The sequence below is a fragment of the Clavibacter michiganensis genome (assembly GCF_021216655.1).
Taxonomy (GTDB): domain Bacteria; phylum Actinomycetota; class Actinomycetes; order Actinomycetales; family Microbacteriaceae; genus Clavibacter; species Clavibacter michiganensis.
Window position 1 is genome coordinate 1,334,182 of sequence record NZ_CP080437.1, and the last position, 20,551, is coordinate 1,354,732.

The window sequence follows — 20,551 nt, forward strand, 5'->3', positions numbered from 1 at the left end:
CAACCGCGCCCATCCACGCGCGCCCGATACGCTCGGGGTCATGAAGTTCGCCCACCTGCTCGCCGACGACGGCGTGACCCCCCGACTGGCCGCGATCGTCTCCGAGGGCGAGGCGCTCTTCCTCGACGAGGTGCTCGACGACTCCCCGCGCGACCTGCAGGACCTGATCGAGCGCGGCGACGACGAGATGGCCCGCGTGCGCGCCACCGTCGAGCGCGCCGTCGCGAGCCGCACCAGCACCACGCCGGTGGACGGCCTCACGCACGCCTCCGCGGTCCTCCGCCCGCCGGCCGTCTACGCCGTGGGCCTCAACTACTCCGCGCACGCCGAGGAGCTCAACATCACGAGCGCCTCCGCCCCCACGGTCTTCGCGCTCTGGCCCAACTCGCTCTCGGGCCACGAGGGCACCACGAGCTGGCCGCGCTCGCTCAGCGAGGAGGTCGACTACGAGGTCGAGCTCGGCGTCATCATCGGGAAGGCCGCCCGCGACGTGTCCGAGGCGGACGCCCTCGACCACGTCTTCGGCTACACGGTCGTCAACGACATCACGGCCCGCAACCTCCAGTTCTCGGAGCAGCAGTGGAGCCGCTGCAAGAGCTTCGACGGCTTCTCCCCCACGGGTCCCGTCGTCGTCACGCGCGACGAGGTGCCGGATCCGCAGGATCTCCGCATCACCACTGTCCTCGACGGCGAGACGGTGCAGGACGGCCGCACGAGCGGCATGGTCCGCACGGTCGCGCGCCTCGTCTCGTACCTCTCCACCTCCTCCACGCTGCAGCCCGGCACGCTCATCTCCACGGGCACGACGAGCGGCGCCGGCTACTCGCGCGACCCGCAGATCTTCCTCAAGGACGGCAGCACCGTCACGGTCTCGGTCGAGGGCATCGGCTCGCTCACGACGCACACGCGCATCCTCTGAGTCGAGAGCCGCGCGTAGGGTCGATCGCATGACCGACCAGCAGCAGGACCCGATCCACGACCACTCCATCCCGGAGGACGCCGACGTCTCCGCGCCCGACGCCGTGGATCCCGAGACGGACGAGCTGCACGACGCCACCGGCCGTCGAGGCGAGAAGGACGCGTAGCCGCTCCCGGCCGACGCACGTGCGCCGCGTCTAGGCTCGATGCATGATCAACCGTCTCCTCTTCCTCGCCGGCATCGGCACCGGATACGTCCTGGGCGCGCGCGCCGGGCGCAAGCGCTATGAGGGGATCGCGCGCACCTCGCGCTCCGTCTGGTCGAGCGAGCCCGTGCAGCGCGGCGTCCGCCAGGCGCAGACCGTGCTCGACGAGAAGGGCCCCGTCGTCGTCGAGCGCACGGTCGAGACCGCCCGCGAGGTCGCGGACTTCGTCGGCCACGCCGTCCAGGGCGCCGCGGTCGCCGTCGGCCGCACGGCGCACACCGTGGGCGAGCGCATCGGCACCACCACGCAGGACGTCGCGGGCCGCGTCGGCAGCACCACGCAGGACATCGCGGGCCGGGTCGGCGACACCGCCAAGGACCTCGGCACCCGCACGGCCGACCAGACCAAGCACGTCGTCGACCGCGTGGGCCAGCAGGCCACAGAGGTCGGGCACCGCGTCGCCGAGACGGCCGAGGACGTGCGCGACCGCGTCGTCGAGACCGCCGAGGAGGCGCGCACGCGCGTCCAGGCCACGGCCGAGGACCTGCGCGAGCGCGGCGAGGAGGCCGGTCGCCGCGCCGTCTTCACCGCGGCCGAGGCGCGTGACGAGGCCCTCGCGTCGTTCGACGACGAGGACGAGACCGGTCCCGTGCCGATCCCCCGGGACGGCGCCCCCGACGAGGCACCCGCACCCGCGGAGCCCGTGGCCGCCGCTCCCGCTCCCGCTCCCGCTCCCGCTCCCGCGAAGCCGAAGGCCGCCGCCAAGAAGCCCGCGCCGAAGCCGAAGGCGGCCCCGAAGGCGTCCGACGCCCCGCACGTGCCGACGCCGGGCGACATCGCCGGATCCGTGCACCGCGAGGAGCCCGCTCACGCCCCCGCCGACGACGCGACCGGCACCACCCCGGCCCGCACCTCCGGCGACGAGGCCTGATCCCGAGCACGCCACCCCGCACGCGACAGCGCGCCGCAGCCCTCGGGCCGCGGCGCGCTGTCGTCGTCAGGGGCGGGTCAGTCGGCCTGGCCGCCCTCCTCCGCCGCGTGCGCCGCGAGCATCTCCGGCGTGATCACCGACATGGCGGCCGTCACGGGCTCGAGCCCGGAGAGCCGGTCGGGCGCGAGGATCTTCTCCACCTGCGTCCGCGTCATGAGCCCGGCCTCGACGACGAGGTCCGGGATCGACGCGCTCGTCATGAGCGCCGTCTTCGCGAGGCTGGACGACGCGGCGTAGCCGATGTACGGCGTGAGCGCCGTGACGACGCCGACCGACGACTCCACCTGCGCTGCGAGCCGCTCAGTGTTCGCCGTGATCCCGTCGATGCAGTTCACGCGCAGCGTCTTGGCCGCGTTCCGCAGCCAGCTCAGCGACTGCAGCAGCGAGTGCGCGATGACGGGCTCGAACGCGTTGAGCTGCAGCTGCCCGCCCTCGGCCGCCATGGTCACCGTCACGTCGGCGCCCGCGATGGAGAACGCGACCTGGTTGACGACCTCGGGGATCACCGGGTTGACCTTGCCGGGCATGATGCTCGATCCCGCCTGGCGCGGCGGCAGGTTGATCTCGCCCAGCCCCGCCTGCGGCCCCGACGACAGCAGCCGCAGGTCGTTGCAGATCTTCGACAGCTTGATGGCGCTCCGCTTGAGCGTCGACGACAGCGTCATGAACACGCCCGCGTCGCTCGTCGCCTCGATGAGGTCGCTCGCGGTCACGAGCGTGTAGCCCGTGATGGCGCTGAGGTGACCGCGCACGGCGGCCGCGTAGTTCGGATCCGCCGTGATGCCCGTGCCGATGGCCGTCGCTCCGAGGTTGATCTCCGACAGCAGCGGCACGAGCTCGCCGAGCCGCGCGTGGTCCTCGCCGAGCGTGGTCGCGAAGCCGTGGAACTCCTGGCCGAGCGTCATGGGCACGGCGTCCTGCAGCTGCGTGCGACCCACCTTGAGCACCTGCGAGAACTGCGCCCCCTTCGCGAGGAACGAGCGGCGCAGCAGGTCGAGCTCGTCGAGCGTCTGCAGCAGCGAGTGGATGAGGGCGACCTTTAGGGCGGTCGGGTACGTGTCGTTCGTCGACTGGCTGCGGTTCACGTCGTCGAGCGGGTGCATGTGCCGGTAGTCGCCGAGCGCGTGGCCGGCGCGCTCGAGGGCGCGGTTCGCGATGACCTCGTTGGTGTTCATGTTGGTGCTCGTGCCGGCGCCGCCCTGGATCACGCCGACCACGAACTGGTCGTGCAGCTGCCCGGCGATGATCTCGGTGCAGACCTCGTCGATCTGCTTCGCCTTCCGCGCGTCCAGCACGCCGATCTGCACGTTGGCGCGGGCGGCGGCCTGCTTCACCTGCGCGAGCGCGACGACGAACTCCGGGTAGACGCTCAACGGCCGCAGGCTGATGGGGAAGTTCTCGAGCGCGCGCGCCGTGTGGATCCCCCAGTAGGCGTCGGCGGGGACGTCCATGCTCCCCAGGCTGTCGGTCTCGGTCCGGACGGGGTGGCCGTCCGGGGTCGGGATGCGGTCGTCGTTCGGGCTGACAGGGGTCACGGTGCAGGCTCCATCGTCTCGTCGCTCGTGGCATGAGGATCCCTCGACCCTACTAGGGGCCCCGCGCCCCGCCGAGGCCGCCCGGGCCCGCGGATAGGCTCGTCGGATGCGCCGCTTCCTCGGGATCGACCTCGCCTGGGCGGAGGGCACCGCGACCCGCCCGGCTCGCGAGACCGGGCTCGCGTGCATCGACGCGGCGGGCCGCGTGCTCGACCTCGCGACAGGCCGCGGCATCGACGAGGTGGTCGACTGGATCGCCCGCTGGGACGTCCCCGGAGCGGTCGCCGCGGTCGACGGCCCGCTCGTCGTCGCCAACGCCACGGGCAGCCGCCTCGCCGAGAAGGAAGTGGCGTCCCGCTACGGGCGCCTCGGGATCTCGGCCTACCCGTCGAACACGGGACGGCCCGCGCAGGGCGCGGTCGCGCTGCGGCGACGGCTGGAGGACGCGGGCTGGGAGTACGACGACGGATCAGCTTCCGCGCGCGACGCGGACGCCCGCACGATGATCGAGTGCTACCCGTACACGACGCTCGTCGGCGCGCCCGAGCTCGGCTTCGACGCCATGAAGCCGCGGTACAAGCGCCTCGCTCCCCTGCTCGCGACGGCCGACCGCCGTCCCCATCGCGCGGCCGAGTTCCGAATGGTGCTCGACGCGGTCGCGGGGCTCGCGGACGCGGATCCGCCGCTCGACGTGTCGACGCACCCGCGCGCGGCCGCGCTCGTCGCCGACGGCCCCGCGATCGTGGAGCGGCAGCACAAGCACCTCGAGGACCTGCTCGACGGCCTGATCTGCGCGTGGACCGCCGCGTACTGGGCGCGCCACGGGCTCGCGCGGTCGCAGGTGCTCGGGGCGACGGATCCCGTGGTCGACGAGCGCGGGCGCCGCGGCACGATCGTCGCGCCGGCCCGGCCGCACCAGCGCGCCCCAGGCGATCCGCTGCACGCGCCCGAGGCGTGACCTCGGAGGCGTGACGACGCGTCAGCCCCGGCGCAGCCCGAAGCGCAGCTGCAGCACGAGCAGCAGGTTCTTCACGAGCGTGTCGCTCGGGATCTTGGACTCGCCCTCGGTGCGGTCCATGAACACGATCGCCACCTCGGTGGGCCGCTCGGCGAGCTTCAGCGCGCGCTGCTTCATCTCGATCTGGAAGCCGTAGCCCGTCGTCGTGATGGTGGACGGCGTGATCCGCCGCAGCAGCTCCGTCTCGTAGAGGTTGAAGCCGCCCGTGTAGTCGGTGATCCGCGAGCCGAGGAACAGGCGCGTGTAGAGGTTGCCGCCGACGCTGAGGAACCGGCGCTTGAGGTCCCAGTCGGGGGTCGCGCCGCCGCGGATGTAGCGCGAGGCGACCACGAGGTCGGCGCCGCCGCGCACGCGGCGCAGCATCTCCGTGATGTAGGAGGGGTCGTGCGAGAGGTCGGCGTCCATCTGCAGGATGTGGGTGGGCGGCTCGTCGGCCCCCAGCAGCCTCTCGAAGGCCCAGATGTACGCGGCGCCGAGGCCGGCCTTCTCCGCGCGGGTCTCGACGCGCACCCGGAAGGACTCGGTCTCGACGCTCGGCGCGATCGAGCGGGCGAGGTCCGCGGTGCCGTCGGGCGAGGAGTCGTCGACGATCATGGCCGTGATCCGGAAGTCGGGGTTCTCCGCCGCCATGGCCGCGAGGCGGGGCAGCAGCTCCCCGACGTTGCGCGCCTCCTCGTAGGTGGGGATCACGATCGTGAGACTGCTCAAGCTGGTGGTTCCGTCTCCGAATCGGGGGATGACCCGGATCCGGGCCTCGTCGAGTCTAGCCAGCGACCGCCGAACGGACCGCGCGGGACGGCCGTCGCCCGTTATCTCCTTGTTACACTTCGTGAGGCCCGGCGTCCTGACGCCGTCCGTACCCGCCGAACCGTCCGGCGACCGCCCGGGAGGATCAGCGTGACCAGACTCCTCGCCGACCGCCGCGTCCGCTTCCTCATCGCCGGGCTCCTCAACACGGCCCTCGACTTCGTGCTGCTCAACGCGCTGATCCTCGCGGCGCACATGCCCGTGCTCGCCGCGAACCTGATCTCGGTCACGGTCGGCATCACGATCTCGTACTTCCTCAACCACTTCTTCGTGTTCCGCCACGGCGAGGCGGTGACGATCGGCCGGTTCCTCAAGTTCTTCGCGGTCACCGGCTTCAGCTCGCTGCTGCTGCAGAGCGGCGTCATCTGGCTCTTCGAGCGCGGCTTCGACACGACGTTCGGCCGCTCGCTGTTGATGTTCGGCACGAGCGCGGAGCAGGAGTTCCTCGAGATCAACATCGCGAAGGCGACCGCGGTGCTCATCGGCCTCGTGTGGAACTTCACGATGTACCGGCTCGTGGTGTTCCGGACGCCGACGCCCGCCGCGGGGGCCGGCGCCGATGCAGCGGCCGACGGCTCCCCCGCCGTCCGCCAGGCCGCGTCCGCCGACTGAGCCCGCAGGCGCCGCCGGCTAGAGCAGCTTCCCGATCTCCGTCACGAGCTGCTGCACGCCCAGCACCACGAACAGCAGCGCCGAGAGTCCCATCACCGTGTTGCTGAGCGGCCGGTTCCGCCACGCGCGCGGCGTCCGGTCGGTGTTGAGGAGCACCAGCAGCGTGATCGCGAGGAACGGCATGAAGAGCGCCCCCAGCACGCCGTACGCGATGATCAGGCCGATCGGCTGGTCGAGGAACAGCAGGCCGATGGGCGGGATCGTCAGCCACACGATGAACGCCCGGTAGTAGCTGCCGCCGAGGCGACGGCGGGGGTCCTCGACGTCGAGGCCGCGGACCGTGCCGAGGAAGTCGGCGAACATGAGCGAGACGCCGTTCCACACGCCGAGGATCGACGAGAACGACGTGGCGAAGAAGCCGAGCAGGAAGAACCAGGTCATGAACGCGCCGTAGCGCTCCCCCAGCACGTCGGCGAGCTGCACGAGCCCGCCCTCGCCGTCGGCCAGGGCGATGTCAGCCGAGTACAGGAGCTCCGCCCCGACCACGAGCATCGAGAGCACGAAGATCCCGCTCATCACGTAGGCGACGGAGTTGTCGATGCGCATGACCTTCATCCAGCGGGGCGCGACCCAGCCCTTCTCGCGCAGCCAGTAGCCGTAGGCGGCGAGCGTGATGGTGCCGCCGACGCCGCCCGCGATGCTGAGGGCGACGACGAGGCCGCCCTCGGGGATCGTGGGGACGAGCCCCGTGAGGAGCGCGGGCACGTTCGGGACCGTGACGATCGCGGCGCCCACGACGGTCACGAACATGAGCCCGACGAACACCGCGATGATCTTCTCGAACGCGGAGTACCGCCCGAACCAGACCACGACGGCGCCCACGAGGCCGCACGCGATGGCGAACACCTTGAGGTCCACGCCCGGGAAGAGCGCCGCCAGCGGGAGCGCCGAGGAGCTCATCGCGGCCGCGCCGTAGACGAGGCCCCAGATGAGGATGTACGGACCGAAGTACCACGTGGTCCAGCGGCCGACGGTGCGCCAGCCCTCGAAGATGGTCTTCCCCGTCGCGAGCGAGTAGCGGCCGGCGCCCTCCACCAGGAAGATCTTGATGATCACGCCGAGGACCGCGGCCCAGAGCAGCGCGTAGCCGAAGCGGGATCCGGCGACCAGGGTCGCGACGAGGTCACCCGCGCCGATGCCGGTCGCCGCGACGACGAGGCCGGGCCCGACGATGCGCCAGCGCTTCGCGGACTCCTGGGGTTCGCGGACGTCGCCGCGCGTGTCGAGGTCGGTCATGAGCGGGCTCCCGTGCGTCGTCGGATGGGGGTCCTGTCCCACCCTACGGGGGCCGCTCCGCGTCGCGCCCGCCCGGCGGCCGACGCGACGCCGCGCGTCAGACGCCCAGCAGCTGCTCGATGGGCCCGCGCGCGAAGAAGATCAGGAACCCCGCCGAGACGACCCAGAGCAGCGGCGAGACCTCGCGGATGCGGCCCGAGAACGAGCGCACGAGCACCCAGGAGAGGAAGCCGACGCCGATGCCGTTGGCGATCGAGTAGGTGAGCGGCATGACGAGCACGGTGAGGAACACGGGTAGCGCGACCGAGAAGTCCGTCCACACGATGTCGCGGATCTGCGACGCCATGAGCGTGCCCACGATCACCAGCGCGGCGGCCGCGACCTCGAGCGGCACGACCTGCGTGAGCGGCGTGAAGAACATCGCGAGGAGGAAGAGCACGCCCGTGACCATCGACGCGAGGCCCGTGCGTGCGCCCTCGCCGATGCCGGATGCCGACTCGATGAAGACCGTGTTCGACGAGCTCGACGTGGCGCCGCCGGCGACCGCGCCGAAGCCCTCGACGACCAGCGCGCCCTTGAGGCGGGGGAAGTCGCCGCGCTCGTCCGAGAGGTCGGCCGCCTTCGCGAGGCCCGTCATGGTGCCCATGGCGTCGAAGAAGTTCGTGAAGACCAGCGTGAAGACGAGCATCAGGCTCGAGATGATCCCGATGCGGCCGAACGCGCCGAAGTCGAACGCGCCGACGAGGCCGAGGTCCGGCAGCGCCACCGGGGTGCCGGGCAGCACGGGCGCGTTGAGGTTCCAGCCGGTGGCGCCCGAGGTGTTCGAGGGGCCGATGTGGAAGACCTGCTCCACGACGATGGCGATGAGGGTGGTCGCCACGATGCCGATGAGGAGCGCGCCCGGCACGCGGCGGGCCATCAGCACGCCCATGATGACGAGGCCGAGGATGAAGACGACGGTCGGCAGCGACGCGATGGATCCGTCGATCCCGAGCGCGAGCGGGGACGCGGGCACCCCGGTGCCGCGCACGAAGCCGGAGTCGACGAAGCCGATGAACGCGATGAAGAGGCCGATGCCCACCGTGATGGCGGTCTTCAGCTCGCGCGGGACGGCCCGGAAGATCAGGGTGCGGAGGCCCGTGGTGGCGAGCAGGACGATCACGAGGCCGTTTATGACCACGAGGCCCATCGCCTCCGGCCAGGTGACCTCGCCGACCACGCTGACCGCGAGGAACGAGTTGATGCCGAGGCCAGCCGCGAACGCGAACGGGAGGCGCGCGACGAGGCCGAACAGGATCGTCATGACACCCGCGGTGAGGGCCGTCGCGGCGCCCACCTGCGAGGCGCGCAGCCAGTTGCCCTCGACGTCGAGCGTCGCGGCGTCCGCGCTGAAGCCGCCGAGGATCAGCGGGTTGAGCACGACGATGTACGCCATGGTCACGAAGGTGAGGACGCCGCCGCGGATCTCGCGCGCGTACGTGGATCCGCGCTTCGTGATCTCGAAGAACCGGTCGAGCGCGCCGCGCCCGTCCGTGGTCTCGGGGGCAGGGGACGACGTGCGCGCTTCGGTCATGGGCTTCTTCCGCGAGGGGTCGGGTCGGACGACGGGAGGGGAGGAGCCGACGACCTTGTCGGGACGGGATCGAGCCTAGGGGCGGGCGCGCCGCCGGGACCAGCCCGGAGCGCCTCGCCCGCCGCTCAGGAGTGCAGGGCCGGGACGATGAGGTACACGCCGTAGAGCACGGCGAGGCCGCTGAGGGCGAAGCAGACGTAGCCGCCCACCGTCGCGGCCTGCGGGCGGATGCCCGTCACCGAGACCTTGTCGCCCTCGTCGTCGTACTCGGTGCCGACGGCGAGCAGCCGCACGCCGAGCGAGAAGAGGCAGACCACCGCGACGGCGCCCACGAGGGCCGCCACGGCGACGACGAGGAACGCGCTCCAGTCGATCATGCGGCCTCCCTGGCCTTCCGGGCGGCCTTGGTGGCCTTGCGTCCGCGCACCGCGAATCCGGCGGCGTCGACCTCGACGATGGCGTTGCGGGCGTCGACCGCGTTCCGGCGCGAGCGCCAGAAGATCCAGACGATGACCGCGACGCCGACGACCGCGTCGATGACGAAGCCGACCGTGCCGGTGCTCGCGATGAGCGCGGCGACCGCCCCGACGATGGCGGCCGACGGCAGCGTCAGCAGCCAGCCGAGCGCGATCTTGCCCACCGTGTTCCAGCGCACGGACGCGCCGCGGCGGCCGAGGCCCGAGCCGATGACTGATCCCGAGGCGACCTGCGTGGTCGAGAGCGCGAAGCCGAGGTGGCTGGACGCCAGGATCGTGGCCGCGGTGGAGGCCTCCGCGCTGAAGCCCTGCGCGGGCTTGACCTCGGTGAGGCCGGATCCCATCGTGCGGATGATGCGCCAGCCGCCCATGTAGGTGCCGAGCGCGATGGCGACGGCGCAGACCGCGATGACCCAGAACTCGGGGCCGGAGCCGGCCGCCTGGAAGCCGCCCGCGATGAGCGTGAGGGTGATGATGCCCATGGTCTTCTGCGCGTCGTTGGTGCCGTGCGCGAGGGCCACGAGCGACGACGTGAAGATCTGGCCGTAGCGGAAGCCGCCGCGCTCGTTCGGGCCGCTCGAGCGGCGCGTGATCGAGTAGGCGAGCTTGGTGGTCGTGTACGCGATGAGGCCGGCGATCGCGGGGGCGAGCAGCGCCGGGAGGATCACCTTCGACAGCACGACGCCGAAGTCGACCGAGCCGAGGCCCGCGCCCACGACGGCCGCGCCGATGAGGCCGCCGAACAGCGCGTGGCTCGAGCTCGACGGGAGGCCGCGGAGCCAGGTCACGAGGTTCCAGACGATGGCGCCCATCAGGCCCGCGAAGATCATGGTCGGCGTGATCTGCACGCCGCCGTCGCCCTCGCGGATGATGCCGCCGGAGACGGTCTTCGCGACCTCGGTGCTGAGGAACGCGCCCACGAGGTTGAGGACCGCGGCGATGGCGACGGCCACCCGCGGCTTCAGCGCACCCGTCGCGATGGGGGTGGCCATCGCGTTCGCCGTGTCGTGGAAGCCGTTGGTGAAGTCGAAGAACAGCGCCAGGGCGATGACCAGGACGACGATGAGGGTGAGATCCACTACCGGATCCCTCGAGCGGATGTCACAGTCGTCGATCCTAACGGCCTGCATACGCCGGGCTCGAACGGGCGTCCGGCGTATGACGGTCGGATGAACATCTCGCGCCGGATCCGAGGGGTCAGATGTGCGGCACGAAGTCGCGCCAGGCGACGCGACGCTCGGCGTGCGGGTCGTGCTCGACGCGGTCGACCACGTCGAAGACGAGGGTCGCGCGCTCCCCCGACGCCCCCGCGTCCGACGCACCGGTGCCCGGCGCCTCGTCGGCGCCGCCCACGTAGGGCGGCCAGGACTCGTCGACGGTGCCGTCCTGCGCGAAGCGGAGCCACGCGATGCGCATCCGCTCCCCCGCCGCGACGAACGCGCGCCGCCCGCCCAGGAGGGTCATCCCGCGGCCGAGCATCGAGTCCATGCGGTCGAACAGCGCGAACAGCTCGAGGCCGTGCGTGGCGTCGAGGCCCATGAGGTGGACGAGGCGCGGGGCGATGTCGAAGCGGTAGAAGTGCACGGGCGCGTAGCGGGCGTGCCGCTCGGCGACCTTGATCGACGGGAACCAGAAGGCGTAGTCGCCGCCGAAGTCGAGCGCGGCCCGGCGTTTCGGCAGGCCGGGGTAGAGCGCGGCCAGCTCCGCGCGGTGCGATTCGTCGGTCTTCGCGAACACGGCCTCGATGCGCGGCGGCGTGGTCGCGAGGATGTCGAGGCGGCCGGTGAACAGGGATCCCTCGCGCTCGTTGGTCCCGATGATGAGCGGCACCCGAGCTGCGCGTCCGTGCTTGAACGCGTCGAGCGGGCGCTCCGGCAGCACGTCGCCGTCCATGACGGGGCTGAACGTGATGGTGCCCGGCTCCTCGTCCGGCGTCCGCACCATCAGCTCGTTCGCCGCCGCGGCGAGGGTGGACGCGCTCGCGGCCGTGAGCAGCCGGACCGCCTCGGCGTCGTCGGGGGCGCGGCCCGCCCGACCGGCGAGGAGGCCCACGAACTCGGCCGCCCAGCGCGCGGTCTGCTCGGCCGGGTAGACGGCGTTCGTCGGCGAGCTCTGCGCGATGGCGCGGGCGAACAGCCCGTGCGCCGACGGCACCGCCATGAGGGTCGTGACGGCGTTGCCGCCCGCGGACTCGCCGAACACCGTGACGTTGTCGGGGTCCCCGCCGAACGCGCGGATGTTGTCGCGCACCCACTGGAGCGCCTGCACCTGGTCGCGCAAGCCGAGGTTCGACTCGATGGGGCGCTCGGGGCTGGAGTAGCGGCTGAAGTCGAGGTAGCCGAGCGCGCCGAGCCGGTAGTTGAAGCTGACGTAGACGATGCCGCCCTGGCGCACGAGGCCCTCGCCCTGCACGGGGTTCTCGCGCGAGGATCCGACGACGTAGGCGCCGCCGTGGATGAAGACCATGACGGGCCGCAGCTGCGACTCGCGGTTCACGCGGGCGGCGTCGGGACTGAGGCCGGACGGCGCGATGACGTTGACGGTGAGGCAGTCCTCCCCCATCGGCGTGCCCTGCGGCGCGCCCATGAACGCGCCCGCGCTGACCTGCGGCGCGACCTTGCCGAAGTGCTGCGCGAAGCGCGCGCCCTCCCAGCCGACGACGGGCTGCGGCGCCCGGAAGCGGAGGTCGCCACGGGGCGGTGCGGCGAAGGGGATGCCGCGCCACGCCTCGATGCCGCGCTCGCGAACGCCCCGGACGGTGCCGCCCGTGACCTTCACGTCGAGCTCCGACGGGTCGTACGCCGGGCTGGGCACGTCGGCGTCGGGGGTCACCCGATCGAGTTTACGGTCCGCCCTCACGCTCCCGGGACGGCGGTCGCGAGCAGGCGCTCCAGCGCGCGCTCGGCCCGCCAGAGCGCGGACTCGGTGCGCAGCCGCTCGGCCTCGTGCAGCACGCCGAGCGCGAAGGCGTCCTCGCCGCGGGCCGCGAGCCGCTTCGCCTCGTCGCGGAGGACCCGCTGCATCGCGATGCCGTCGCGGTGCTCGCCGAGCTCGTCGTGCACCTCCTCGGCGACGGTCGCGAGCCGCATCGTCTTCCGGCCGAGGACCTGGACCGTGCGGCCGCTGACCTCCTCCGCCGCGTACCGGAGGCGCTTGGCGGCCTTGCGGACCTCGTGCAGCGCCTCGGTGCGCGCGGCCTCGCCGACCGCCTCCTGCGCGACCGCCGCCCGGCGGCCGACCCGCTCGGCGTCACGACGGAGGGCCGCGTGCAGGGCCGGTCCCGCCGGGGCGCTCGCGTCGTGCGCGAGGGGCGGATCCGCGACCAGCCGGTCGAGGTCGTCGAGCAGCGCGAGGTAGCGCGCGGACGAGAGCGCGCGGACCACGCGCTCGCGGGCGCGGCGGTACCGCTCGTCGAGGACGTCGTGCAGGCCGTCGCCGACGTGGTCGGGCACGGTCTCCGTGTCGTGCTCCACCACCGACCAGACGACGCGGTCGCGGAGCACCTCCATGTCGCGCGCGCCGCCGAGGACGGTCCCGAGCGCGGTGAGCTCGGCGCGGACGGGCGCAGTGGCCGCCGGGTCGATCACGTCCTGGTGGGTGCGGAGCGCGCTGCGGAGGCGACGGACGGCGACGCGCATGCGGTGCACGGCCTCGTGCTCGTCGGCGCGCACGTGCGGGTCGGCGGCCACGAGGTCGCGGACGCCGCGGGCGAGGATCGCGCGGGCCACCTCGGACGCGGGGCTCTCCTTGGTGAGGGTCGCGGGATCCGGCAGGGCGGGTCCCGCGGGCGCCTCGCGGCCGAGCGCGTCGGCGCCGAGCGCGCGGGCGAGCTTCGAGGCGCTGTCCGACGGGCGGGCGCCCGCGTCGACCACGTGCCGCTCGATCCGGTCGAGGAGCGCGGTGCGCTGCTTCCGCTTCGCGGGCGCGTCCGGGAGCAGCTCGACCTCCCACTCGTGCCAGGCGCGCACGGTGCCGCCGCGGACGTCGGATCCGGTGACGCGGTCGTCGGCGAACTCGGCGACCGCGCGCCCGCCGTCGTCGAGCAGCGTGACGGTCGTGCGCACGGTCTCGAGGCGCGCGAGCGGCGTGAGCTCGCGGCCGCGCACGTGCACGGCCACCTGGTCGAGCACGGCCGGCGGGATCGCGCCGTCGCCGTCGTCGCCGTCCTGGAGCGGCCAGCCGAGCTCGGTGCGGCCCTCGCCGCCGTCGGCCGGGAGCTTCACGTGCCAGCCCCCGTCGTGCCCGCCCTCGCGGCGGCGGAGGATCATGCGGCGGTCGGCGAGCACGTGGTCCGCGGTGTCGAGGTAGACCGCGACGAGCGTCACGGGCTCCGCGGCTCGCGCCTCCGCGATCCCCTCGACGCCGACGAAGGCCGGGACGGGCACCCCGTCCGGGACGTCGTACTTGCGCTCGATCTCGACGGAGGATGTGTGAACCATCCCCCCTGTGTAGCGCACCCGGCCTGGCGCGGCCAGCCGCCCACGGTCGCGGCGAGCGCCGGCGCTCCGGGCGTGGGTCAGACTGGCTGGCATGCCCATCCGCCCGCGCCGCGTCGCGCCCGACGACGCCGCGCCCCAGGCGGAGCTCGACGAGCAGGCGCTGCACCGACGCCAACGCATCGGCCGCGAGCTCGGCTGGTACGCGTGCCGCCGCGCGGTCTACGGCTTCATGAAGCACCGCGGCATCGACATGGCCGCGAGCCTCACCTTCTACTCCACGCTCTCGCTCGTCCCCGCGGCGGTCGCGGTGCTCAGCCTCATCGGCGTCGTCGGCGACACGCGTGCCGGCGTCGAGGGCGTGCTCGGCGTCCTCACGGCGGTGCTCGGCGACTCGGCCGTCGACGTGATCCGCGACCCCGTCGAGCAGCTCGCCGACGGGCCGCGCTCGGGCATCGCGTTCACGGTGAGCTTCCTCGGCGCGCTCTGGACCTCGGCCGCCTACGTCACCGCGTTCGGCCGCGCGATGAACCGCGTGCAGGAGACCGAGGAGGGCCGGCCGCTCGTGAAGTACCGGGCGCTGATGCTCGGTGTCACGGTCGCGCTGCTCGTCGTCAGCGTCGTGATGGTCGGCATGCTGCTGCTCACCGACGACGGCGCCCGTGCGCTCGGGCAGCAGCTCGGCCTCGGCGACACGACGCTCGTGGTGTGGGCGATCGTCAAGTGGCCGCTGCTCGCGGCGCTGCTGACGGGGATCATCGGCGTGCTCTACGCGGCGACCCCGAACCTCCGCCGTCGCCGGGTGGACCTGCTCACCTGGGGCAGCCTCGTGGCGATCGTCGCCTGGGGCCTCGGCACCGCCGGCTTCGTCTGGTACGTGACGACCATCGCGACCTACGAGTCGACCTACGGCGTGCTCGGCGCGGTGATCGTGCTGCTGCTGTGGCTCTACATCGGGAACCTGTCGCTCGTGCTGGGCGGCGAGCTCGACGTGGAGATCATCCGCGCCCGGCAGCTGCAGGCGGGGATCCCGGCGGAGCACGCGCTGCGCCTGCCCGTGCGCGACACGACGCGCGCCGACCGGCTCGCCCGGCGCCGCGCCCTCCTCGAGGACGAGGGGCGGCGCCTGCGCGAGGCACGCTCGGGACCTCGCACGTCGGCCTCCGGGGAGCGCCGGGCGGATGCGCCGGCGACGCTCCCCGAGGACGACACGAGGGAGGTGCGGGTCAGGCGGAAGCGCTGGTCCGCACGACCATCTTCCCGACGTTCTCGCCGCGCATGAGGCCGGTGAAGGCCTCGAACGCGCGGTCGATTCCGTCGATGACGGTCTCGTCGGCCGTGATGCGGCCCTCGGCGAGCCACGGGCCCATCTTCGACGCGAACTCGGGCGCGAGGTCCTGGTGGTTGCCGAGCGTGAAGCCGCGGAGCATGAGCCCGCGCGTGACGATGCGGCCCGTGTTGCGGATCGCGATCTCCTCGCCCGTGGAGTTGTAGGTCGAGATCGACCCGCAGTTGGCGACGCGACCGAAGTCCTTGAGCGCGCCGAGCGCGGCCGAGAGGTGGTCGCCGCCGACGTTGTCGAAGTAGAGGTCGATGCCGTCGGGCGCGGCCTCCGCGAGCTTCCCCTCGAGGTCTCCGCCGTGGTAGTCGAACGCGGCGTCGAAGCCGAGGTGCGACGTGAGGCGCTCGACCTTCTCCGCGGATCCGGCGCTGCCGACGACGCGCGAGGCGCCGAGCAGGCGGGCGATCTGGCCGACCATGGAGCCGACCGCGCCGGCCGCGCCGGACACGAAGACGACGTCGCCCTCCTGGATGGAGGCGATGCGGGTGAGGCCGACGTAGGCGGTGAGGCCCGTGAGGCCGAGCACGCCGAGGTGGGCGGACGACGCCACGCCGGGGACCTCGGGGACGGGGCGGAAGCCGGCGGCCGGTCCCTGCGCGACGTCGCGCCAGCCGAGCGAGTGGCTGACGAGCGTGCCGACCTCGAGGTCGTCGGAGCGGGACTCGACGACGCGGCCGACGGCGGATCCGGTCATGGCCTCGTCGAGCTGGAACGGCGGCACGTAGGACGGCACGTCGTTCATGCGGCCGCGCATGTAGGGGTCGACGGAGATGAACTCGTTCTCGACGCGGACCTCCCCGTCGGACAGGTCGGGCAGGTCGACCTCGACGCGGCGGACGTCGTCGGGGGTGGGCTCGCCGGTGGGGCGCTTCGCCAGCTGCCACTGGATGCTGCGTGCAGACATGGGTCTCCTTCGTTCTCGGGTGCGGGCGGTCGGACGGCCGGCCCGCGGCGCTCGTGGCGCGGCCCCACCCTTCCACCGCCCGCTGGATGCGGCACCCAGCGAGCCGTGGCCTCGTGACGGGGAGCCGCCCGGCGGGCTACGCGGCGGACGCGCTCCCGCGCTCGGCGACGTGCGCGGCGAGCACGTCCCGCACGCTCGTCCAGGTGTGCGCGCCGAACCGCTCGCGGTCCACGTGCCGCAGCTCCGCCTCGCCGCTGTACATGCTCACGAGGTACTGCATCCCCTGCCAGGCGGGGAACGTCTCCTGCTCGTCGCGCCCGACCCGGCGCATCGCCCTGGCCGCCGTGGAGAGGACCCCCGTGCTGCCCGCCCACTGCAGCGCGAACGGCGTGCCCGTGATCTCCGTCATGGTGCGCGCGAGGTCGCGCGCGGTGACCCGGTCCCCCGCCACCTCGACCGCGCGCGGCGCGTCGTCGTCGAGCGCGACGATCGCCGTCACGCGGGCCGTGTCGTCCTTGGTCGTGAAGTCGAGCACCTGGTCGGCCGACGACCAGTAGAGGACGCGGCGCCGGTCGAACAGGACGATGGGCGCCTGCCCGGTGAGCATGTCGGCGAAGGCGCCGTTGAGCACCGACGTGGCCCGGATGGGCGCCGCGTCGAGGTCGGCCGCGAACTCGCGGCGCAGCTCGAAGTTGCGGTTGCTGCCGGGCGTGACCCGGCGGTAGTCGGAGGAGTAGTCCGAGGGGATGAAGCGCGGCACGCCGGCCGCGACCGCCGCCGTCAGGAGCGCGCGCTGCGCCCCCACGATCACGGCGCGGGCACCGCTCACGGCGGAGACGACGACGCGCGCGCCGGCGACCGCGCGGATCAGCGCGGCCCGGTCGGTGTACGCGGCCTCGACGATCTCCACGCGCGGGTCGTCGCGCCACGCCTCGGCCGCCGCGGTGCTGCCGGGCCGGGTGAGGACGCGGACGCGCGCACCGGCCGCGAGCAGCTCGCGGACGATGCGGCGGCCGAGGTCGCCTGTGGCGCCGGCGACGACGACGGGGCCGGATGCGGATGCGGATGCGGATGATGCGGGCAAGGGGGTCTCCATTCCGGACGACGGCACCGCGGGGCCCGAGGCGCCGGGGATCAGACCCACGTCGGTGCGTCTCCCCCGAGCATGGCCGCGATCCGGGTCGGGGAGAGCGACGCGGGGCCGACACGCAGGGGCGACGCCGTCATGCGCGCGTCGCCGAGCGGGGTGGTCACGAGCCGCGGGGGCTTGTCCTCCGCGTCCCCGATCCCGTCCACGTCGCCCTGCCCCGCCGAGCGCGGCAGCGCCAGCAGCGTGTGCGCCGTGCGGGCGAGCGAGAGCCGCCACGAGGATCCGCGCCCGGTGCCTGCCCGCCGCGCCAGCCCGGCGACGGCGGACGCCGCCGCGAGGTACCCCGTGCTCCAGTCGAGCGCCTGCACGGGCAGCGGGACGGGCCGGGCGGAGCCCGCCGCGACCATGCCCGCGTGCGCGATCCCGGACGCGCTCTGCACGATCGAGTCGAAGCCGCGGAGTCACGCCCAGGGACCCGACCAGCCGTACGCGTCGACGGCCACGTCCTTGAGGCCCGGGCGGATCCGCTCCCTCTCCTCACGCGGGAACCCGAGCGCGTCGAGGGCGCCGGGACGGTAGCCGTGCACGAGCACGTCGGCGTCCGCCATGAGCTCCGTGAGGCGCGCGCGACCATCCGGGGTGCGGGCGTCGAGGCGCGCGGTCCGCTTGCCGGCCATCACGAGCGGCAGCACGGCGGGCTCGTCCCAGGCAGGCGGATCCACGCGCAGCACGTCCGCGCCGAGCGCCGCGAGCGCCTGCGTGCAGGCGGGGCCCGCGATGACGCGCGTGAGGTCGAGCACGCGGATCCCCGCGAGCGGCGCCTCCGCGCTCGGCCGCCAGCCGGAGGACCCGACGACCGCGCCGCCGTCCTGGCGCGCGATGAGCGGCTCGGCGGCGACAGCCCGGCCGGCGTCCGTCGCGGCCCACTCCCCCGCGCTCCGCAGGGCAGCGGCCACCCCGCCCGCCGCGACGACCGCGTCCTCGAGGGCCAGCGCATCCCACCCGGCGATCGCCCGGGTCAGCGCCGCGACGTCGGCGTCGGGCGCGCAGCCCGTCACGGACAGCAGCGCGGCACGGTGCCGGGGCGCGTTGGCGTGGGTGCGGATCCACGAGCCGTCACGGGTCGGCAACGGGCCGGAGAGCGGATCCCACGGCGAGGGCAGCGCCCACCCCGTCGGTTCCACGTGCTGCCCGCACCACGCCTCGGCGCGCCCGCGGTGGACGACGACCTCGCGGGGACCGGCCAGGTCGGTGGCCTCGACGAGCGCGGCCACCGCGCCGCCGAGCAGGCCGAGCGCGTTCACGGCGAGGTCCGTGACGGGCAGCGCGGAGCGGAGGGCGCCGCGGCCCCCGACGCGCGTCCGGGCGGTCGCACCGAGGAGGGCGGCCGCGGCCGCGAGCCCGGAGGCGTCGTCGTGTCCCGGGCTCGTCATGCCCGCACGCTACGCCGGCGGGCGGGCGCGGATCAGCCCCCGAACGGCCGCAGCGACACCGACTCGAGCGTGCCGTCGCGGGTCTGGTCGACGACCAGGCGCACGGCGCGCGCGACGGACGCGGGCTCGAGGTAGCGCGCCTCGTCGTACTCGCCGCCCTCCTTGGCGCGGAGCTCGCGCTGCATGTCGGTGGCGACGCGGCCCGGGTGGACGCTCGAGACGCGCACGCCGTGCGGGCGCTCCTCCTCGCGGAGGGCGTCGCCGAGCGCGCGGAGGGCGAACTTGGATCCCGCGTAGACGCCACCGGTGGGGTTCGCCGTGAAGCCGGATCCGGAGTTGACGAGGACGACCTGCCCCTTCGCCGCCCGGAGCGCGGGCAGGAGGACCCGCGTCACCTCGGCGACCGCGAAGACGTTGACCTCGAAGACCCGCCGCCACTCGTCGACGGGCGTCCCCGCCACCGCGTCGCCGCCGATCACGCCGGCGGAGTGCACGAGCACGTCCAGGCGGTCGAGCTCGGGGACGAGGTCGGCGAGGCCGCCCGCGGCGAGGTCGGCGGCCCAGCCGACGGCGTCCGGAAGGGACGCGGCGAGCGCGTCGACGGCGTCGCGGTCCCGGCCGTGCACGATCACGCGGTGGGTGCGGCCGAGGTCCTCCGCGACGGCGCGGCCGATCCCGCGGGTGGCTCCCGTGACGAGGGCGACGGGGCGGGTGGTGTCGGTCATGGATCCTCCTGGGTCGCGGTCCTCCAGGCTACCGACGGCATCCGGCCACCCGCCCGGCGCGCTCCGGGCATGACGTAGCGTGAAGGGACGGCGGCCGCGAGGCGCGCCGGCCCGCCGCCCGAGAGGATCCGCCCGTGCACGCCCGCTTCCCCGCCAGCCTCGAGGTGCTGCGCCAGGAGGCCCGCGACGAGCTGGACGCCGTGATCGAGCACCGCTGCCGGAACGGCGACGACCCGTGGGAGGTGATCCCGCAGCTGCCCACCGTCGACGAGCACGTGGTGGCGACCCTCCGGCAGGACGCCCTCGAGGCCGACGGGATGGCCGAGGAGCTGCGGCGCGTCCGCGATCCGTCGACAGCGCCCGGCGTCGTCGCGCGCTTCGAGTACCGGCTGCTGAGGGGCATCGCGCTGGAGCACCCGGACCTCTCGCGCGCGGTCTGGACGCTCATCGGGCGCATGGAGCGCGACCTCCGTCGACGCTCCTGAAGAGGTGGTGAGAGCGGTATTCGCCTTCGGCGAACGGCTTGGCACTCCCCTGCGTCGAGTGCTAATCTCGCCGTGGTTGAGCCGAGGGGGCTCAACCCCGGAGATCATCACCGCAGATCATCAGAGGAGTCGACCATGAACATGACCTTCGATCCGTTCCGCGAGCTGGACCGCGCCATGGGCGCGCTGGCCGAGACCCGGCAGGCGAACCGTCCGATGCCCATCGACCTGCACCGCGAGGGCGACACCTACGTGCTGGCCGCCGACCTCCCGGGCATCGACCCGGGCTCGGTCGACATCGACGTGGACGGCCAGCTGCTCACCATCCGCGCCGAGCGCACGCTCGCCGGCGACCAGAACGTCCGCTGGCTCACGCGCGAGCGCGTCGCCGGCACGTTCCTCCGCCAGCTGACGCTCGGCCAGGGCATCGACACCGAGCGCATCTCGGCGCACTACGCCAACGGCGTGCTGAGCGTCACCATCCCGGTGAGCGAGCGGGCGAAGCCGCGCAAGATCGCGGTCACGTCCGACGAGCCGCAGGGCCAGGAGGGCCGCACGCTGACGGTCGAGCAGGGCGCGCACGCCGCGAGCTGATCCGGCCGGGCGGCGCTCCGGCGCCGCGCACGACGAGGAGCCGTCGTCCGCACGAAGCGGGCGGCGGCTCCTCGCGTGTCCGGCCCGGGACGCGGGTCGGTGCCGTCGAC

19 protein-coding genes and 1 pseudogene are annotated in these 20,551 nt (G+C 73.5%); 8 read left to right on the forward strand and 12 right to left on the reverse strand.

All coding sequences use genetic code 11. The features are described 5' to 3' along the window. Positions 1–40 precede the first annotated feature (40 nt). From K0V08_RS06205 to K0V08_RS06215, 3 genes are read left to right on the forward strand one after another with little or no spacing between them, the layout of a single operon-like run. The gene (locus tag K0V08_RS06205) at positions 41–919 is read left to right on the forward strand and encodes a fumarylacetoacetate hydrolase family protein (RefSeq protein ID WP_012038762.1); all 879 of its coding nucleotides are present in this window, start codon (positions 41–43) and stop codon (positions 917–919) included. 28 nt (positions 920–947) lie between these two features. Beyond that, a complete protein-coding gene (locus K0V08_RS06210) occupies positions 948–1,085 on the forward strand; it encodes a hypothetical protein (protein WP_012038763.1) in 138 nt (45 codons plus the stop codon). A gap of 43 nt (positions 1,086–1,128) precedes the next feature. After that, entirely contained in the window at positions 1,129–2,055 is a 927-nt protein-coding gene (locus tag K0V08_RS06215) for a hypothetical protein (RefSeq protein WP_079534601.1), read from the forward strand. Between the two features lie 77 nt (positions 2,056–2,132). On the opposite strand, the gene K0V08_RS06220 is transcribed toward K0V08_RS06215, so the two are convergent. Beyond that, entirely contained in the window at positions 2,133–3,650 is a 1,518-nt protein-coding gene (locus tag K0V08_RS06220; RefSeq protein ID WP_012038765.1) for an aspartate ammonia-lyase, read from the reverse strand. Positions 3,651–3,756: 106 nt separating this feature from the next. Between K0V08_RS06220 and K0V08_RS06225 the strand changes: the two genes are divergently transcribed. Then, positions 3,757–4,608 carry a DUF429 domain-containing protein gene (locus K0V08_RS06225; protein WP_079534599.1) on the forward strand — a complete coding sequence of 284 codons (852 nt, stop codon included), beginning with the start codon at positions 3,757–3,759 and terminating at the stop codon, positions 4,606–4,608. A 21-nt stretch (positions 4,609–4,629) separates the two neighbouring features. Here K0V08_RS06225 and K0V08_RS06230 read toward each other — a convergent pair whose 3' ends face one another. After that, positions 4,630–5,376 (reverse strand): polyprenol monophosphomannose synthase, encoded by a 747-nt coding sequence (locus K0V08_RS06230; protein ID WP_079534597.1) that lies wholly within the window; start codon positions 5,374–5,376, stop codon positions 4,630–4,632. Positions 5,377–5,565: 189 nt separating this feature from the next. Between K0V08_RS06230 and K0V08_RS06235 the strand changes: the two genes are divergently transcribed. Next, positions 5,566–6,087 carry a GtrA family protein gene (locus tag K0V08_RS06235; protein WP_079534595.1) on the forward strand — a complete coding sequence of 174 codons (522 nt, stop codon included), beginning with the start codon at positions 5,566–5,568 and terminating at the stop codon, positions 6,085–6,087. Between the two features lie 18 nt (positions 6,088–6,105). On the opposite strand, the gene K0V08_RS06240 is transcribed toward K0V08_RS06235, so the two are convergent. The 6 genes from K0V08_RS06240 to K0V08_RS06265 form a co-directional block, all read right to left on the reverse strand. Further along, positions 6,106–7,383 carry an Nramp family divalent metal transporter gene (locus K0V08_RS06240; RefSeq protein WP_079534594.1) on the reverse strand — a complete coding sequence of 426 codons (1,278 nt, stop codon included), beginning with the start codon at positions 7,381–7,383 and terminating at the stop codon, positions 6,106–6,108. A gap of 97 nt (positions 7,384–7,480) precedes the next feature. Continuing rightward, positions 7,481–8,956, reverse strand: coding sequence for an NCS2 family permease (locus tag K0V08_RS06245; protein ID WP_079534592.1), 1,476 nt, complete (start codon positions 8,954–8,956; stop codon positions 7,481–7,483). Between the two features lie 125 nt (positions 8,957–9,081). Further along, a complete protein-coding gene (locus K0V08_RS06250) occupies positions 9,082–9,333 on the reverse strand; it encodes a hypothetical protein (protein WP_012038771.1) in 252 nt (83 codons plus the stop codon). Further along, positions 9,330–10,511 carry an inorganic phosphate transporter gene (locus K0V08_RS06255; protein WP_012038772.1) on the reverse strand — a complete coding sequence of 394 codons (1,182 nt, stop codon included), beginning with the start codon at positions 10,509–10,511 and terminating at the stop codon, positions 9,330–9,332. Before K0V08_RS06255 ends, K0V08_RS06250 begins: the two co-directional genes overlap by 4 nt. Positions 10,512–10,629: 118 nt before the next feature. Next, the gene (locus K0V08_RS06260; RefSeq protein ID WP_227266477.1) at positions 10,630–12,264 is read right to left on the reverse strand and encodes a carboxylesterase/lipase family protein; all 1,635 of its coding nucleotides are present in this window, start codon (positions 12,262–12,264) and stop codon (positions 10,630–10,632) included. Between the two features lie 23 nt (positions 12,265–12,287). Beyond that, positions 12,288–13,871 (reverse strand): CYTH and CHAD domain-containing protein, encoded by a 1,584-nt coding sequence (locus tag K0V08_RS06265; protein WP_079534588.1) that lies wholly within the window; start codon positions 13,869–13,871, stop codon positions 12,288–12,290. 91 nt (positions 13,872–13,962) lie between these two features. On the opposite strand from K0V08_RS06265, the gene K0V08_RS06270 reads away from it, so the two are divergent. Next, entirely contained in the window at positions 13,963–15,150 is a 1,188-nt protein-coding gene (locus K0V08_RS06270; protein ID WP_012038775.1) for a YihY/virulence factor BrkB family protein, read from the forward strand. Here the strand turns inward: K0V08_RS06270 and K0V08_RS06275 are convergent. The 4 genes and pseudogenes from K0V08_RS06275 to K0V08_RS06290 form a co-directional block, all read right to left on the reverse strand. Further along, a complete protein-coding gene (locus tag K0V08_RS06275; RefSeq protein ID WP_079534586.1) occupies positions 15,095–16,114 on the reverse strand; it encodes an NADP-dependent oxidoreductase in 1,020 nt (339 codons plus the stop codon). The genes K0V08_RS06270 and K0V08_RS06275 overlap by 56 nt on opposite strands. Positions 16,115–16,250: 136 nt before the next feature. Then, entirely contained in the window at positions 16,251–17,210 is a 960-nt protein-coding gene (locus K0V08_RS06280; RefSeq protein WP_079534700.1) for an NmrA family NAD(P)-binding protein, read from the reverse strand. A gap of 38 nt (positions 17,211–17,248) precedes the next feature. Beyond that, a pseudogene (locus K0V08_RS06285) lies at positions 17,249–18,637 on the reverse strand (CoA transferase). A gap of 32 nt (positions 18,638–18,669) precedes the next feature. Then, positions 18,670–19,362, reverse strand: coding sequence for an SDR family oxidoreductase (locus K0V08_RS06290; RefSeq protein ID WP_012038778.1), 693 nt, complete (start codon positions 19,360–19,362; stop codon positions 18,670–18,672). A 134-nt stretch (positions 19,363–19,496) separates the two neighbouring features. Between K0V08_RS06290 and K0V08_RS06295 the strand changes: the two genes are divergently transcribed. Both K0V08_RS06295 and K0V08_RS06300 read left to right on the forward strand, forming a co-directional pair. Then, a complete protein-coding gene (locus K0V08_RS06295) occupies positions 19,497–19,847 on the forward strand; it encodes a hypothetical protein (protein ID WP_012038779.1) in 351 nt (116 codons plus the stop codon). A 135-nt stretch (positions 19,848–19,982) separates the two neighbouring features. Then, entirely contained in the window at positions 19,983–20,441 is a 459-nt protein-coding gene (locus tag K0V08_RS06300; protein ID WP_012038780.1) for an Hsp20/alpha crystallin family protein, read from the forward strand. The last annotated feature ends 110 nt before the right edge of the window (positions 20,442–20,551 follow it).

What these genes read in the sequence shown, in the direction of transcription:
- K0V08_RS06205 (WP_012038762.1), top strand. Translation starts at nt 41, where the DNA reads ATGAAGTTCGCCCACCTGCTCGCCGACGACGGCGTGACCCCCCGACTG.
- K0V08_RS06210 (WP_012038763.1), top strand. Translation starts at nt 948, where the DNA reads ATGACCGACCAGCAGCAGGACCCGATCCACGACCACTCCATCCCGGAG.
- K0V08_RS06215 (WP_079534601.1), top strand. Translation starts at nt 1,129, where the DNA reads ATGATCAACCGTCTCCTCTTCCTCGCCGGCATCGGCACCGGATACGTC.
- K0V08_RS06225 (WP_079534599.1), top strand. Translation starts at nt 3,757, where the DNA reads ATGCGCCGCTTCCTCGGGATCGACCTCGCCTGGGCGGAGGGCACCGCG.
- K0V08_RS06240 (WP_079534594.1), bottom strand. Translation starts at nt 7,383, where the DNA reads ATGACCGACCTCGACACGCGCGGCGACGTCCGCGAACCCCAGGAGTCC.
- K0V08_RS06245 (WP_079534592.1), bottom strand. Translation starts at nt 8,956, where the DNA reads ATGACCGAAGCGCGCACGTCGTCCCCTGCCCCCGAGACCACGGACGGG.
- K0V08_RS06250 (WP_012038771.1), bottom strand. Translation starts at nt 9,333, where the DNA reads ATGATCGACTGGAGCGCGTTCCTCGTCGTCGCCGTGGCGGCCCTCGTG.
- K0V08_RS06265 (WP_079534588.1), bottom strand. Translation starts at nt 13,871, where the DNA reads ATGGTTCACACATCCTCCGTCGAGATCGAGCGCAAGTACGACGTCCCG.
- K0V08_RS06270 (WP_012038775.1), top strand. Translation starts at nt 13,963, where the DNA reads ATGCCCATCCGCCCGCGCCGCGTCGCGCCCGACGACGCCGCGCCCCAG.
- K0V08_RS06275 (WP_079534586.1), bottom strand. Translation starts at nt 16,114, where the DNA reads ATGTCTGCACGCAGCATCCAGTGGCAGCTGGCGAAGCGCCCCACCGGC.
- K0V08_RS06280 (WP_079534700.1), bottom strand. Translation starts at nt 17,210, where the DNA reads ATGGAGACCCCCTTGCCCGCATCATCCGCATCCGCATCCGCATCCGGC.
- K0V08_RS06290 (WP_012038778.1), bottom strand. Translation starts at nt 19,362, where the DNA reads ATGACCGACACCACCCGCCCCGTCGCCCTCGTCACGGGAGCCACCCGC.
- K0V08_RS06300 (WP_012038780.1), top strand. Translation starts at nt 19,983, where the DNA reads ATGAACATGACCTTCGATCCGTTCCGCGAGCTGGACCGCGCCATGGGC.